This is a genomic window from Halanaerobium saccharolyticum subsp. saccharolyticum DSM 6643 (assembly GCF_000350165.1).
Classification (GTDB): domain Bacteria; phylum Bacillota; class Halanaerobiia; order Halanaerobiales; family Halanaerobiaceae; genus Halanaerobium; species Halanaerobium saccharolyticum.
The window spans coordinates 28,748-43,259 of sequence record NZ_CAUI01000005.1 but is presented as its reverse complement, the minus strand read 5'-3'; the positions used below and the strand labels follow the sequence as shown (position 1 = coordinate 43,259).

The 14,512-nt window shown below is 32.5% G+C and carries 17 protein-coding genes; all 17 read right to left on the bottom strand.

Going from position 1 to position 14,512, the window contains the following annotated elements; genetic code table 11:
- Positions 1-127: 127 nt before the first annotated feature.
- The 17 genes from HSACCH_RS00685 to acpS all read right to left on the bottom strand — a co-directional run bounded on the left by HSACCH_RS00685 (position 128) and on the right by acpS (position 14,493).
- On the bottom strand, positions 128-1,849 hold the full coding sequence (locus HSACCH_RS00685; protein ID WP_005487095.1) for an NADH-dependent [FeFe] hydrogenase, group A6: 1,722 nt from the start codon (positions 1,847-1,849) through the stop codon (positions 128-130).
- 24 nt (positions 1,850-1,873) lie between these two features.
- On the bottom strand, positions 1,874-3,676 hold the full coding sequence (gene nuoF / locus HSACCH_RS00680; RefSeq protein ID WP_005487093.1) for an NADH-quinone oxidoreductase subunit NuoF: 1,803 nt from the start codon (positions 3,674-3,676) through the stop codon (positions 1,874-1,876).
- Between the two features lie 27 nt (positions 3,677-3,703).
- Positions 3,704-4,063: a (2Fe-2S) ferredoxin domain-containing protein gene (locus HSACCH_RS00675; protein WP_005487091.1), complete on the bottom strand. Its 360-nt coding sequence runs from the start codon at positions 4,061-4,063 to the stop codon at positions 3,704-3,706.
- Positions 4,063-4,620 (bottom strand): ATP-binding protein, encoded by a 558-nt coding sequence (locus HSACCH_RS00670; protein WP_005487089.1) that lies wholly within the window; start codon positions 4,618-4,620, stop codon positions 4,063-4,065. The genes HSACCH_RS00675 and HSACCH_RS00670 overlap by 1 nt, the downstream gene beginning before the upstream one ends.
- Before the next feature lies 1 nt (position 4,621).
- Positions 4,622-5,104, bottom strand: coding sequence for an NADH-quinone oxidoreductase subunit NuoE (gene nuoE / locus HSACCH_RS00665; RefSeq protein WP_005487086.1), 483 nt, complete (start codon positions 5,102-5,104; stop codon positions 4,622-4,624).
- A 21-nt stretch (positions 5,105-5,125) separates the two neighbouring features.
- Positions 5,126-5,866: a PHP domain-containing protein gene (locus HSACCH_RS00660; RefSeq protein WP_005487085.1), complete on the bottom strand. Its 741-nt coding sequence runs from the start codon at positions 5,864-5,866 to the stop codon at positions 5,126-5,128.
- Entirely contained in the window at positions 5,867-6,196 is a 330-nt protein-coding gene (locus HSACCH_RS00655; protein ID WP_005487084.1) for a hypothetical protein, read from the bottom strand.
- The gene (locus HSACCH_RS00650) at positions 6,186-7,520 is read right to left on the bottom strand and encodes a [Fe-Fe] hydrogenase large subunit C-terminal domain-containing protein (RefSeq protein ID WP_005487083.1); all 1,335 of its coding nucleotides are present in this window, start codon (positions 7,518-7,520) and stop codon (positions 6,186-6,188) included. Before HSACCH_RS00650 ends, HSACCH_RS00655 begins: the two co-directional genes overlap by 11 nt.
- 28 nt (positions 7,521-7,548) lie before the next feature.
- The gene (locus HSACCH_RS00645) at positions 7,549-7,983 is read right to left on the bottom strand and encodes an ATP-binding protein (protein ID WP_005487081.1); all 435 of its coding nucleotides are present in this window, start codon (positions 7,981-7,983) and stop codon (positions 7,549-7,551) included.
- A 17-nt stretch (positions 7,984-8,000) separates the two neighbouring features.
- A complete protein-coding gene (locus HSACCH_RS00640) occupies positions 8,001-8,408 on the bottom strand; it encodes a hypothetical protein (RefSeq protein WP_005487079.1) in 408 nt (135 codons plus the stop codon).
- A 184-nt stretch (positions 8,409-8,592) separates the two neighbouring features.
- Positions 8,593-8,943, bottom strand: coding sequence for a type II toxin-antitoxin system PemK/MazF family toxin (locus HSACCH_RS00635; protein ID WP_005487077.1), 351 nt, complete (start codon positions 8,941-8,943; stop codon positions 8,593-8,595).
- Positions 8,924-9,229 (bottom strand): CopG family transcriptional regulator, encoded by a 306-nt coding sequence (locus HSACCH_RS00630; protein WP_235043974.1) that lies wholly within the window; start codon positions 9,227-9,229, stop codon positions 8,924-8,926. The genes HSACCH_RS00635 and HSACCH_RS00630 overlap by 20 nt, the downstream gene beginning before the upstream one ends.
- A 95-nt stretch (positions 9,230-9,324) precedes the next feature.
- Positions 9,325-9,471 carry a hypothetical protein gene (locus HSACCH_RS13975; protein WP_005487074.1) on the bottom strand — a complete coding sequence of 49 codons (147 nt, stop codon included), beginning with the start codon at positions 9,469-9,471 and terminating at the stop codon, positions 9,325-9,327.
- A gap of 195 nt (positions 9,472-9,666) precedes the next feature.
- A complete protein-coding gene (locus tag HSACCH_RS00625) occupies positions 9,667-11,916 on the bottom strand; it encodes an IGHMBP2 family helicase (RefSeq protein ID WP_005487070.1) in 2,250 nt (749 codons plus the stop codon).
- A gap of 16 nt (positions 11,917-11,932) precedes the next feature.
- Complete coding sequence (dcd, locus tag HSACCH_RS00620) at positions 11,933-12,475, bottom strand: dCTP deaminase (protein ID WP_005487064.1); 543 nt, start codon at positions 12,473-12,475, stop codon at positions 11,933-11,935.
- Between the two features lie 74 nt (positions 12,476-12,549).
- The gene (locus HSACCH_RS00615; protein WP_005487063.1) at positions 12,550-14,112 is read right to left on the bottom strand and encodes a bifunctional ADP-dependent NAD(P)H-hydrate dehydratase/NAD(P)H-hydrate epimerase; all 1,563 of its coding nucleotides are present in this window, start codon (positions 14,110-14,112) and stop codon (positions 12,550-12,552) included.
- The gene (acpS, locus tag HSACCH_RS00610; RefSeq protein ID WP_005487061.1) at positions 14,113-14,493 is read right to left on the bottom strand and encodes a holo-ACP synthase; all 381 of its coding nucleotides are present in this window, start codon (positions 14,491-14,493) and stop codon (positions 14,113-14,115) included.
- Between the last annotated feature and the right edge of the window lie 19 nt (positions 14,494-14,512).

The window sequence follows — 14,512 nt, the reverse complement described above, 5'->3', positions numbered from 1 at the left end:
GTTTTTTTGTCAAGATAAGCTACAATATCCAGTCATTTCTATCAAAATCAAGAAAAGCCGTCCTATTGCAACAGGACGGCTTTAGCTAATATTATTTAATTTTAAGCTATTATACTATATCTATTTCTTAATTTTTAGGTCTTGCTTTATATTTTGTGTGTAGAAGGTGATGTGATTCTCCACCTAAAGGTTCACCTAAGAATTCCTCATATAATTTGAGGATTTGAGGATTTTCATGTGATTTTCTAATCTTACTTGCATTATCAATATTTGCTAATGCTTGGCCTCGTTTATCCTTCTTTTCATCTGTAGCTGGACGGGGCTGACCACCACCACCAACACAACCATGAGGACAGGCCATGATTTCAATAAAATCTAAATCAGATTCACCTGCTCTAACTTTTTCTAAAAGTTTTTGTGCATTAGCAAAACCATTAGCAATACCAACCTTGACAACTCTATCTCCAATTCTTACCTCGGCCTGATTAATACCTCTAAAGCCTAAATTAAGTCTCTCTAACGGTTCACCAGTAAGTTTTTCTTTTACCGATCTAACAGCAGCTTCTGCGACTCCACCAGTAGTACCGAAAATAGAACCTGCACCAGTTGAAACCCCCATTAATTCATCAAAATCTTCATCTGGAAGCGAAGTAAAGTCTATACCCATTTCTTTGATCATCCGAGCAAATTCTCTGGTAGTTAAAACAGCATCTGTATCTTTAAAATCAGACCCATTAATTTCTTCCCTATCTTTTTCGAATTTTTTAGCTGTACAGGGCATTATCGCTACTGTATATATTTTTTCTGGGTCAACACCAGTCTGTTCTGGATAATAAGTTTTACTTAAAGCAGAAAACATCTGCATTGGTGATTTCGCGGATGATAAATGTTTAAGCAGATCAGGAAAATTATGTTCAGCACCTTTTACCCAACCTGGACAGCAGGAAGTAATATGCGGTAATTCTCCTTCTCCATTCAATTTCTTTAAGAATTCACTACCTTCTTCTAAGATAGTCAGATCGGCTGCAAAATCAGTTGAAAATACCTGATCAAAACCAAATCTTCTTAATGCTGCAACCATTTTACCAGTAACAATTGTTCCTGTTTCCATACCAAATTCTTCACCTAAAGTTGCCTGGATGGAAGGCGCGGTCTGGACTAAAACATGTTTATCATCATCTTCAAGAGCAGCCCAAACTTTATCTATTTCACTAAATTCAGTAATTGCTCCAACCGGACAAACTGTTGCACACTGCCCACAATTAACACAGTTAATTTCTGCCTGTGGTAAATCAAAAGCAGTAGTTACTATTGAATTAAAACCTCGATCAGTAAACTGCAGAGCAGAAACTCCCTGAACTTCTTCACAAATACGTACACAGCGGCCGCAAAGAATACATTTATTTGGGTCTCTCTTTAAAGCTGGGCCTACTGTATCTAATTCATATTCACTTTGCTCTCCAGCAAATTTTGCCACATCTTCAGATTTAATACCCAGTTCATAAGTCAAATCCTGCAATTCACAGTGGCCATTACGGTCACAACCAAGACAGTCATTAGGGTGATTTGCAAGCAGTAATTCTACATTTCTTCTTCTGGCCTTTCTGGCTTTCATACTTCTGGTATTAATTGACATTCCATCCCTAACAGGTGTAGCACAGGAAGCCAATAAATTCCCACTTTCTTCATCTTCAACCACACAAACCCTACAGGCTCCATGCAGACTTAAATCAGGATGATAACATAAAATAGGAATGTTTATACCAATCTTTTTTGCTGCTTCTAATAAAGTACTATCTTCTTCAACTTCTACAGTCTGTTCATCTATTGTTAATTTAACTTTGCTCATTAATTTCCCTCCTATTATAAGAGTTTATCCCTGTGAAATTGCATCTACAGGACATTCTGGTTCACAAGCTCCACAGGCAATACAAACATCAGGATCTATTGTAAATGGATTCTTAATTTCTCCACTAATTGCATCTACAGGACACACTTTAGCACATTTACTACAACCAATACAGGCTTCTTCATCAATTACATAAGCACTGGCTAAATCAGTACAAGCACCAGCGGGACAGTTATGATCATGGATATGTGCTTCATATTCATCACGGAAATATCTGATTGTACTTATTACAGGATTAGGCGCTGACTGACCCAGACCACAAAGAGAAGTACTTTTTATGTGTTCTCCTAATTCTAATAATAATTCAATATCACCGTCTTTACCTTCACCTTCGGTAATTCTTGTTAATATTTCTAACATTCTTTTTGTACCTTCACGGCAGGGTGTACATTTACCACAAGATTCACTCTGGGTAAAATTCAAGAAGAATTTAGCTACATCTACCATACATGAATCCTCATCCATAACAACCATACCACCGGAACCCATCATAGTTCCAGCATCAAGTAGTGAATCATAATCAATTGGAAGATCTAAATAATCTTCTGGTAGACAGCCACCTGAAGGGCCTCCAGTTTGAACAGCTTTAAACTTTTTGCCTTCTCCTAAGCCACCACCAATTTCGAAAATAACTTCATTTAGAGTTGTACCCATAGGTACTTCAACTAAACCAGTATTATTGATTTTTCCAGTTAAAGCAAAAACTTTTGTACCTGAACTTCCTTCTGTACCAATAGCTGAAAAGTTTTCTGCACCCTCAGTTATAATATATGGTATGTTGGCATATGTCTCTACATTATTAATATTGGTTGGCTTACCCCATAAACCTCTTACTGCTGGATAAGGAGGTCTTGGTGTAGGCATACCTCTTTTACCTTCAATAGAGTTCATTAAAGCAGTTTCCTCACCACATACAAAGGCTCCAGCTCCTTTTTTGATATGTAGTTTGAAATTAAAACCGCTGCTGAAAATATCTTCACCTAATAAACCATATTCTTCAGCATCTTCTATTGCTTTTTGCAGACGTTTAATCGCAAGTGGATATTCTGCTCGTACATATACATATCCCTCATCTGCTCCAATAGCATAGGCTCCAACCAGCATACCTTCTATTATTCTATGTGGATCTCCTTCTAAAATACTACGGTCCATAAAAGCACCCGGATCACCCTCATCAGCATTACAAATTAAATATTTTTTATCACTTTCGGAGTTTTTAGCAAACTGCCATTTTAATCCAGTTGGAAAACCTCCACCACCGCGGCCGCGAAGTCCAGAATCTTTTACAGTATCTACTACTTCTTGAGGTTCCATTTCACTTAGGGCTTTACCTGCAGCTTCATATCCTCCAAGAGCAATATATTCGTTAATATCTTCTGGATCAATTTGACCACAATTGGCTAAAGCAATCCGCTGCTGTTTTTTGTAAAAATCAATATCCTGATAAGATGGAATATTTTTTTCAGTCATTGGCTCTTTAAAAAGTAATCTTTCTACAGTTCTACCTTTTAGTAGGTGTTCTTCCACTATCTCTGCAACATCATCTGATTCTAACTCACAGTAAAATACACCTTCTGGATATACTATCATTATTGGACCTTTTTCACAAAATCCATGACATCCAGTTTCTACAATTTTTATTTCATTACTTAAATCATTTGCAGCTAATTCCTCTTCTAAAGACTCTTTTATAGTCTTAGCTCCAGATGATACACATCCTGTTCCTGTACATATTAAGACATGGGAACGATAAATAGTATCCTTCATTTACAAGTGCCTCCTTTATTATTGTTATTAATGTCTGGCTATTACTAAATCTGTAACTACATTACCATTAACTACATGTTCTGAAATTATTTTTTGTACGTCAGCTTTACTTAAGTTTCCATAAGTAATTTTCTCTTTACCAGGAAGTTTAACATCAATTAAAGGTTCTTTTTCACACATGCCAATACATCCTGTTTGAGTAACTCTAACATCCAGATCACGTTTTTCAACTTCTGCTAATACTGCTTTCAAAATATCTCTAGCACCCGCTGCAATACCACAGGTTCCCATACCTACAATTATTTCAGCTCTTGTTCCCTGATCACGCTTTTTCATTTCCTTTTGAACTTTATTTCTCAGTTCTTTTAATTCGCTTAAAGATTTCATTAAAAAGCTTCACCTCCACGGATTTCTTCTAAATTTTCTCCAATATATTCCCTAATCCAGGCAGTAACCTGTCTAGACTGAATAGATACATCATCTAATTCAGATTTAATTTCTCTGCTATCAAAATTAAAACTATTATCTTTATATTGATGTTGATAAACAATATCTACTTCTTCTCCATTTGCAGCTATAAAATTACTTAAAGTAGTTGTAATATCACCTAATGGGGCTCGATCAATATGATTATATTCAAAATCTACTTCAACCTCTGTTCCTTCTCCAATTTGGGACTTTATTTCTAAACCTCCACCACAACTTTCAGCAGCTGATTTAAATAAAGAAATACCAAGCCCTACATCCCTAGTTGTTCTTGAAGTTATAAAAGGATCATCGATTTTCTCTAATTTCTCTCTACTTATTCCACTACCATTATCTTCAATAATAATTTTAAGTAGATTAGAATCAGGCTTTTCCAAAATCTCTATTTTAATCAGATCGGAATTTGCTCGACGAGAATTTTCAATAATATCTAAAATATGAAGAGATAGTTCTCTCATTTTACTGATACTTTGCCATTATTTCTGGAATTTTTTCAGGAGTCAATCGACCATGAGTATCATCATTAATCATAATAACTGGTGCCAAACCACAAGCTCCAATACAAGCCACCGATTCAAGTGTAAATTCTAAATCATCAGTTGTTTCGCCAGCTTCAATTCCTAATTCATCTTTAATTGCGTCTAAGATTGCGCCTCCACCACGAACATGACAGGCGGTTCCCATACAAACTCTAATTATATTATTACCTCTTGGTTCCTGATGGAACTGGCTGTAAAATGTTACAACTCCATAAACCTGACTTAGCGATAGATTTAAGCCCAGTGCTATTTCTTTCATTACTTCTTCTGGTAAATAACCATACTCTTCCTGAGCTTCCTGTAAAACAGGAATTAAATATCTTTCTTTTTTTTCATACCTTGATAAAATTTCATTTAATGGTTCTAAATATTCATCTAATTTTTCCTTTGTCATTTCTGCCATCAATAATTACCTCCTTGAAAATTAAGTTTTAATAAGTTCAATTTTTCTACCTTCTTTTTTCTCTACAGCTTTTTTGAATTCTGAAAAAGAAAAATTTTTAACTATGAGATTTTGATATGCTTTAATCTCTTTAAGATAATGACTATCCGAGTTCTGCATAAACTGGAATTCTTTAAACTGAGGAAATTTTTTTAAAATAGCTTTTGGATTGGTATTTTTGGATATCTCAACTGTAATAAAATCTAATTCAGGTGGTATAAATCCTAGTTGAGAAATAATACTATGTTTTCTATCCAAATGAGAAGGTACAACTAAACCACCCAATTTTTTAACCTTCTCCACACATTTTTCTAAGCTTAAATCCACAGAAGCTGCAAGCAGAGTATTTATTTTAGATTGATAATCATCATTATAATCACATTTGATTTGAGGTCCAAAAAAATCTTCATCATTTTCTTGATCAGAAAGATTATTATATATAATTTCCTGCCAATTTAAAAGGCTTTTTATGTCAGGAAAATAACATAAAATATGAATTTCTTCTTTTGTTTCAGCCTCCATAGCAGGAATAATCTCCAAATTATTTTTTTTAGCAAAATACTTAAAAACTTCTACATTTTCAGCACTATTATGATCTGTCAGAGCTAATACATCTATCCCTTCTTTTTTAGCTTTTTTTATTATCTCAGCCGGGGTCATTACCAAATCACCACAGGGAGATAAAACAGAATGAAGATGAAGATCAGCTTTTAATTTAATCATTTATATTTTGCTTTCACAAAATTTACAGGCCAGAGCATAGCTTTTCTTTTTTGCTTTCAAAAGATTAACTCCTTTTTGACAGGCCCGCTGAACAGCATTTTTTTCATATTCAAAATCCTCAACTAATATAACAGCTGAAAGTTCTACTAATAAAGCTACTGCAACAACATTTTGATGCCCTTGTACTGTTAACCAAAGATTATCTTTTTCTGCTCTTGCCATCACATTACTTAATAAATCTCCAATATAAACACCATCAATTTCTTTCTCTAAACTAGGTCCAGCAACTATTTCTAAATCAAATAAATCAACTAATTCCTTAACTGTCATCTGATTCCTCCTTTTTAGATCCCATTACAGGCGGAAGTTCATTTGCCAAGTTTGAAAGATCATCTGCCATTTTACCTAACTGCTGCCTTAACATAAAAATACAATCAGATCTATTGGCACGTCCATTAACTATATCTTCTGCAAATGTTTTACAGTCCGGCGCCCCACAAGCTGCACAATCCAAACCAGGTAAAATTCCAATTTCTTTCTGCAGCTGTTCTAATTTTTCCATTGCTTTTTTGAAATCATCATCAAGTTTGGAAAGATTATCAGCAATAATTTCATCTGGGAGAGCGAAATTATAAAAATCATCATCAGTTTTATTTATATCTAATTTTTCACTTTGAGAAACTTCTTTAATCTTTTTTAGACGCTGTTCTAAATTAAATCTTGCCTGAAAAGGATTAATCACATTTAATACTCCACCAATACAGCCTTCAACACAAGAAGTGAGTTCAAAATATTTAACTGATTCTGCAATATTATTTCTTTCAATTTCATTTAATAATTTTTTAACTTCTCTAATCCCTGAAACACTTAAAGTGTTTATATCTTGCCAGGATTTTAAAATGTTTTGTTCTCCACCTTCACTTCCCCAAACTGTAGCTAATGTTATTAATTCATTTTCGTCTTCATCAATTTCAATATCGGATAGCGAATTATAAATTTTTTTGTATATATTTTCAACCCCGATTGCTCCAGTTAAAAAACTTTTTTCCTGACCGATAGCTCTTTCTACGGTGGTTAATTTAGCTGGACATGGAGTTAAAAAGAAGATGTCAGCTTCTATATCTTTTTCTTCTTTAAATTTTCTTTCAAGTCTTTCAGCTATTAATTCTACTGGAGATTTTAGTGGTATTAACATTTCAATTAAATCGGGGAATTGCAGTTTAATTAACCTTACAATTACTGGACAGGAAGTAGAGATATAACTACCAGAATTTTCATTTAAAAAATCAAGTGTTTTACGTGATAAAGCAGCTGCTGCATCTGCTACATCAAATACAGCTTCAAAACCCAAGTTTAAAATCGCCTTTTTAATTTTTTGTGCAGATATATTTTCATTAAATTGGCTGTAGAAACTTGGAGGTATTAATAAAATAGGATAGTTAGATTTGACAATTTCCTTCAGTTCATCTGTTTTAGTATACTTAGCATGATACTCACAAGCCCTTATACATTCTGCACAATCTATGCATAAATCTTCTTTAATCCAGGCTTTTCCCTGATGTACTCTTATTGCTTTTGTAGGACAACCTTTAACACAATTTGTACATCCTTCACACTTTTCTTCTTTTAACAGCACAGAATGCTTTTTGGTCATTATTAACCTCCTACAAAATTTATCAGTATTAACTTGCTAATTTTATAATTACTTTAACATGTGTTCCATTTTCTGAAGAAGATTTTACATCAATCTGGTCTGCATATCTTTTAACATTGACTAAACCCATTCCAGCTCCAAATCCCATTTCTCGAATTTCATCACTAGCAGTAGAAAATCCTGCTGTAAAAGCTTTATCAAGGTCTTCTATACCAGGTCCTTCATCATCAACTCTTATTTCAAGTTCATCTTCAGAAATAAAAGCCGTGATTTCCCCTCCAAGAGAGTGAATTACAACATTCATTTCTAATTCATAGGTAATAATTGCTGTTTTACGAACAATCTTTGCTGAAACTCCTAATTTGCGTAAAACATTTTTTAAATTGCTGGAGGCCTCTCCCCCACTTTGAAAATCAAAACTCTCAATTCCTTTATTTAATATTTGCTGTTTTTGCAAAGGCAAAATCAACTCCTGAAAAATTATTTGGAGGTTTCTTCTATATAATTCATCGCTTCTGGTCCAATTCCATTTTGATATAAAAGACCACACGATTCAAATAAAGATTTTTCTGTAGAATAAAGACAAATATTTAATTGATTTGCTAAAGATATTGTCTCAACTTGAGGCTTTTTCCCTCTAACAAATACAATCACTTTAATTTCAACCATCTCAGCTGTGCGAACAACTTGGGGGTTTGTTAAACCAGTAAGAAGTAGTGTTTTTTGATTTGAAAATGCTAATACATCACTCATTAAATCTGCGCCACAAGCATTTTTAATCTCAAGATCTTCTCCACAGGCATTTTTAATCTCATGATCATCCATTATTCCACAGTCTTCAAAAATAGTTTCTGTTTTTAGAAGAGTTTTCACAGTTTTAAGTTTCATTTTTAACCTCCATACTTAATAATAACTTATTCTTTCTATTTTTGCAATCTGTTAAATATTCCCACAAATAGAATATAGTGATAAAATTCACTTTAGTTCATAAAAAATTACATATTAAAAGTATATGATATTATTTTCACACTGTCAAGAAAAGAAATATCTAATTCTCATTTTATAATAATTACTATAAATCTATTAAACCTAAACTGATTTCTATTGACTGATTAACATCTTCTATTACATCTTCACCCAAATGTGCTATATGACGCTGCAATCTTTTTTTATCAAGTGTTCTAATTTGTTCTAATAGAACAACTGAATCTTTATCTAAATTAGTATAACCAGCAGGTATTTCAACATGAGTGGGCAACTTAGCTTTGTTAATTCTAGAAGTAATCGCTGCAACAATAACGGTAGGACTGTATTTATTACCAATATCGTTTTGAATAACAAGTACTGGTCTAACCCCACCCTGTTCAGAACCTACGACTGGGTTTAAATTTGCGTAAAAAACATCACCCCTTTTTACTTTCAATTTTTTCACACTCCACCAGTCTTTGCTCATAACATAAATAAGAATAACATTCACTTGATAATCCTTCATCAGCTAACTGCTGATTAAGACCGGCCATTTTTTTATATCCATCACGTAGATGATTACGAACTTCTTCTTTTTTCATTTCTTTTAAATAAAATTTTATTGCCTGATTCAAAAAATCATTTTGCTTTTGATTATTATTTTTACAATATCGCTCCATTTCTTCCAATAAACATTCTGAAATTTCAATGCTTACTTTCTTTTTTTCTGTCAACAGACCCACCTCCACTGTTTGTAGACTGTCTTTATTATACCATTTACTTTAAAATATTCAATTGTAATTATTGTTATTCTTTAAAAAGAAGAAAAAAGATGAGACTAATTAGCCCCATCCTTAAGTAGAGAAAGATTTTGAATAAGATCATCATTTATTGCAGACATTTTTTCATAGCCTCTGACCATTCTTCTGGCAATTTCTTCTTTTTCAGTTTTACTAAAAGTTTTCTTTCGGCGCAGTCTCTCCACTTTATGAACACCTCATTCTAAAATGATTTTGAAACAATTTCAGACAATCTAATTATATCTCAAATACAATGAAGTGTCAATTTAAATATTACTCTAGATTGCTGATATTACAGGATTTAGTTTAATTTTTATAGCTTTGTAAAACTCTTTAATTAATTATAATATTTGGATTTTTTTAATTTTATTAAATAAAAACTAAAGACTATAGTAAAGACCGCTTTTTTTAATATATTTTAAAAGTTTATCATAAGCATCATTTTTGGAAATTGTACTGCTATCACCAATAAAAATCATCTTTCTTTTGGCTCTACTCAAAGCCACATTCAAACGGCGAAGATCTCTTAAAAATCCTATATTACATTCATCATTGCTTCTGACAGCAGAAAAAATAATCATCTCTTTTTCTCTTCCTTGAAAAGCATCAACAGTATCTATTTCAACATCTTTAAATTTATTATGCTGATTAATTAAATCTACTTGATCTTTATAAGCAGCAATTACAGCAATGTCATCTTCATTTAATGACGATTTTATTGCTCGATCAAGTATATCCAGGACAATTTCTGATTCTACTGGATTATCATAAGAATTAGAGCCTTCAAAAGATCTTTCATTAGCTCTCATTTCTTTAGTATCTAAAAAAACAAGTGGATATTCTGACTTCAAAGACTTTGCTGTAAAACAATCTTCTTCATCTATTTTAAGACCAAGATCGCTTAACTTCTGCTCAGCTGCAGATTCAGCTGCCTTTAAACTATTATTATAAAAATATATACTAGAAAAGCCCATAATTTCCCGGTTCATTCTATATTGAATTTCAAGCAAAGAACTCATTTCTCCCGGATAAATTTCAATTAATTTTTCAAATAATGAAATACTCAATCCATTTTTAGCTGCCTCTTGATTAACTACTGTTGGAGGTAGCTGTTTGTGATCACCAATTAATATAGTTTTATTAGCTTTTAAATAGGGAATTAAAGCTGCAGGTTGAGTTGCCTGAGTAGCTTCATCAATTACACTTAAATCAAATTTTATATTTTCCAAAAGTTCAGATCCTGCTGTAATATTAGTTGTACAAATAATATCAGCTTCATCCAGCAATTCTCTTACTGCTTTATTCTCCAGCCTCTCAATTTCTTTAAAATATTTATCTATTTTTTCTTGAAGTTCCAGCCACTCTGCCATTTCTTCGATAACTTCGGGGCTAATCCCTCTAACATGATGTTCCAAATCTTTTTCTGCATAATTTTTTATTTCTTGATCTGAAAGACCTCTCCTGTATTTACCCCCAGGATAAATATATGATTCTTGTTTATTAATTAAATCTGAAACTTCATCTCTTAATTTCTCTGCTTCAAGATAATCCTGATGTTCTAATACAATTTCATCTAAAGTATGCTCACGTAATTTTTTATTAACTCTTATTGGATGACCAATTCTAATTACATTAAGACCTTTTTCAGCCAGCAGTTCTAATAGATTATCAACTGCCGTATTCGAATCTGCTGCTGCCAGTACCTTATCCCCACGTTCTACAGCCTTACTGATTAATTCTACTGCTGTTACTGTTTTGCCAGTTCCCGGCGGGCCTTGAATTAAATAAATATCCTCAGCAGCTAATGCATTTTCTACTGCTTTAATTTGAGATTCATTTAAATATTCTAGTTCTAAATCTAAACTATCTTTGATTTCAGCCTTTTTTCTACCAAGTAAAATATCTCTTTTTCTTTTCTGCATTTCATTTTCAGGGTGCTTAATTTTTTCTAAAGCAGAAAACATCCTCTGAAAACTAGTGTCATTAACAAATAAATCAAGTCTGACACCCTTATTATATATAAATTCAGGTGGATAACTTTCAAATGCAACTGTAATTGAATAAGAAGTTTTTTCTATTACTGTGCCCGTAGGATTATCAGGATGTAAAGGTTTGTTTAAACTGATCATAACTAAATCCCCAGGAGTAATCTGAGTTTCGGCTAATTTTTCCCCTTTATATTTTGAAGTAAATTTAACTAAAGGTCGATGGCCAAATGTATTACCATTATCTTTACCATGTAAATTCAATAAGCTTCTCCCTTTAGCCTGTCTTTCTCTTGGTGATAAATATTTAATTTCTAATTTATGCCTGTCAATTTCTTCCTTTCTTTCTAATTCAACAAGCCCCTTAAATTTATTATAATAATTAATAATATCCTTATCAATTAAATCATCTGGGTTTTTGGCTTCTACATGAACTTGTACTCCGCCAATCTGATTGTTATCCATTACTTCTATAATCTTAGCAGCAGATTCCCAATCAACTTCTACTTCCGCTTTCTTTCTTTTTTTATCTATATTAATTTTACCAATATCGTCGCTTCCTGTCCCAGCTTCATTTATAAAAGCACCTACTATATCACCTGGGCCAATACTTTTATCTATTTCTGTAATAACTAAAGTAACCATAATGACACCTCCAGGTCTACCTTTTTTTATTTTCTGGATCTTTGAATACTCTGGTACCTACTGTATTTTTTTGTCCTTGATATTTTCCACAATAAGGGTTATCTGCTTTATTATCCATAGAAGCAAATACAAGCTGACAAATTCTGCGATCTGCTTCTAATTTAATTGGTAATCGATTTGCATTATATAACTCTAATGTTATTTGTCCTTCAAAGCCAGGATCAACCCAGCCAGCATTCTGTATAAAAAGTCCCATTCTACCAATGGAACTTCTTCCCTCAACAAAAGCAGTTAAATTATCTGGCAGCTTTATATATTCTTTTGTAGTCGCCAACAAAAATGAATGGGGCGGAATAATGATTTCAGATCCCCTTACCTCTTCATAATTAACCTGATCATTTAAAGTCATCACAGGTAGAGAATTCTCATCTACCTTCAAAAAATCATCACCAAGTCTCATATCAACTGAAGCAGGTTGAATTTGTACATCATCTATAGGATCTATAATAAGTTCTTTATTTGCTAACATTTTTTTAATAGTTTTATCTGATAATATCATTGTGTGCTCCTTTAAATTATTTTATTGTATTTAAATATTTAAATAAATTAAAAATTGCAATTTAAGCAATAAATTTAGTTGAATTCTTTCCAAACCTTTGCTAGATTATTAATAATATCTCCTGCCATTAAAGAAAAATTACTTTCTGCTTCTGCTGCATATTCTCCTGCTCTACCATGAATATATACTGCTAAAGCTGCAGCTTCAAAACTTTTCATGTTTTGTGCTCTTAAAGCAGCCACAATCCCTGTTAGTACATCACCACTACCCGCTGTTGCCATTCCATTTGAACCACTATCATTAATATACGCTCTTCCATCTGAAGCGGCAGTGATTGTAGCAGCACCCTTTAATATTAAAGTGAGCTTGTTTTCTTTAGCAAAATCTCGCGCAATTTTTATCCGATTATTATTAATTTCTTTAATAGTTAATCCTGTTAACCTAGACATTTCTCCCGGATGGGGAGTTAATATTAATTCACCCGAATAATTTTTTAGAAGATCTAAGTCATTAATTGAATTGATAGCATCTGCATCCAGAATTAAAGGAATATTAAGTTTTTCTAAAATACTCATAATAGTGTTCTGTACTGCCGAAGTTGTTCCTAAACCAGGGCCAGCAGCCAACAAATCAATTTTTTTGGAAAACTGCATAATTTTTTCAAACGAATTTTCAGCAATTGTTCCATTTTTAGAAGGAAGAGAAATACCTACTAATTCATCTAATTGAACTGTAGTAAGAGCTTCAATTTCTTCCGCAATTAATAAATAAACTAGTCCTGAACCACTTTTTAAAGCAGCTTTAGTAGTTAAAAGCGGTGCACCTGTCATTCCCTTAGACCCTGCTAACACAGCTATTTTACCAAAATCACCTTTATGTCCATAATTTTTTCTTGCTGGAATTAATTTTTTTGCTTCTTGACTATTAAATATTTTTAAACCATCACCATTTTTTATAATTGTCTCCTGCTGAATCCCAATATTTATAATCCTAATTTCACCAGCATAATCTCTGCCTGGATATAAAAGCAAGCCCCTTTTATAAGCCGCCATCGTACCGGTGTAATCAGCTTTTAAAGCTTTACCTGCTTTCTTACCAGTCTTCCCTATAATTCCTGAAGGAATGTCCACAGCAAGGGTTAAAGGTTGATCATCTAATTTTTGATTAATTAAATTGATAATTTTTTTTATATTTCCTCTGAGTTCACCAGCAATTCCTGTTCCTAAAAGTGATTCTATAATTAAATCACTCTTATTTATTATATTCAAAAATTCTGTTTCTTTTAAATTTTCAAATTGATAATATTTAACTTTATTAAAAGATGCAAGTTCAAAGTTCTTTGCATTAACTCCTTTTAATAGCTTTTTATCTGAGCTCAATATTATTTCAGGTTGATATCCTAAATTTTTTAAAATACGCGCAGCAGCTAATCCATCCCCACCATTATTTCCTTTACCTACTAATACACTAATTTTAATATCTTTTTTTTCTTTAAAATATATTTCTTTTTCTATAATATCTAATGCTAAGTTTGCTATCCCAGAAGCAGCAGCCTCCATTAATAATATTTCAGGATAACCAGATTCAATTGTTTCTTGGTCACATTTTGTCATCATTGCTGGAGTTAAAACTTCCATTTATTTTTCTCCTTCCATAATGATCTGAGCAATACTGTACTCTTTTTCATGAGAAATAGAAATAAAAATAGAAGTCACTTTAAGTTCTTCAGCTTTTTTTGCCGTTTTATTAAACAATAAAACTTCAGGTTTGCCAAGCTCATTATTTGCAATTTCAATTTCCTGCCAATTATTATTTCTCATTCCTGTTCCTAAAGCTTTTAAAACCGCTTCTTTAGCTGCAAAGCGAGCAGCAAAAGATGAAATGGATTTCTTTTTTGCCTGACAGTATTCGATTTCTATTTCTGTATAAACCTTTTTTAAAAAATGTTCTCCATACTTATTAATTAATCTTTCAATTCTTTTATTTTTAACTATATCTACTCCAGTTCCAATAATCATAATTTTCCTTTCTACTACT

Bases quoted from the DNA above. Each gene is read 5' to 3' on its own strand.
- HSACCH_RS00685 (WP_005487095.1), bottom strand. From the start codon at position 1,849: ATGAGCAAAGTTAAATTAACAATAGATGAACAGACTGTAGAAGTTGAA.
- nuoF (WP_005487093.1), bottom strand. From the start codon at position 3,676: ATGAAGGATACTATTTATCGTTCCCATGTCTTAATATGTACAGGAACA.
- HSACCH_RS00675 (WP_005487091.1), bottom strand. From the start codon at position 4,063: ATGAAATCTTTAAGCGAATTAAAAGAACTGAGAAATAAAGTTCAAAAG.
- HSACCH_RS00670 (WP_005487089.1), bottom strand. From the start codon at position 4,620: ATGAGAGAACTATCTCTTCATATTTTAGATATTATTGAAAATTCTCGT.
- nuoE (WP_005487086.1), bottom strand. From the start codon at position 5,104: ATGGCAGAAATGACAAAGGAAAAATTAGATGAATATTTAGAACCATTA.
- HSACCH_RS00660 (WP_005487085.1), bottom strand. From the start codon at position 5,866: ATGATTAAATTAAAAGCTGATCTTCATCTTCATTCTGTTTTATCTCCC.
- HSACCH_RS00655 (WP_005487084.1), bottom strand. From the start codon at position 6,196: ATGACAGTTAAGGAATTAGTTGATTTATTTGATTTAGAAATAGTTGCT.
- HSACCH_RS00650 (WP_005487083.1), bottom strand. From the start codon at position 7,520: ATGACCAAAAAGCATTCTGTGCTGTTAAAAGAAGAAAAGTGTGAAGGA.
- HSACCH_RS00640 (WP_005487079.1), bottom strand. From the start codon at position 8,408: ATGAAACTTAAAACTGTGAAAACTCTTCTAAAAACAGAAACTATTTTT.
- HSACCH_RS00625 (WP_005487070.1), bottom strand. From the start codon at position 11,916: ATGGTTACTTTAGTTATTACAGAAATAGATAAAAGTATTGGCCCAGGT.
- dcd (WP_005487064.1), bottom strand. From the start codon at position 12,475: ATGATATTATCAGATAAAACTATTAAAAAAATGTTAGCAAATAAAGAA.
- HSACCH_RS00615 (WP_005487063.1), bottom strand. From the start codon at position 14,112: ATGGAAGTTTTAACTCCAGCAATGATGACAAAATGTGACCAAGAAACA.
- acpS (WP_005487061.1), bottom strand. From the start codon at position 14,493: ATGATTATTGGAACTGGAGTAGATATAGTTAAAAATAAAAGAATTGAA.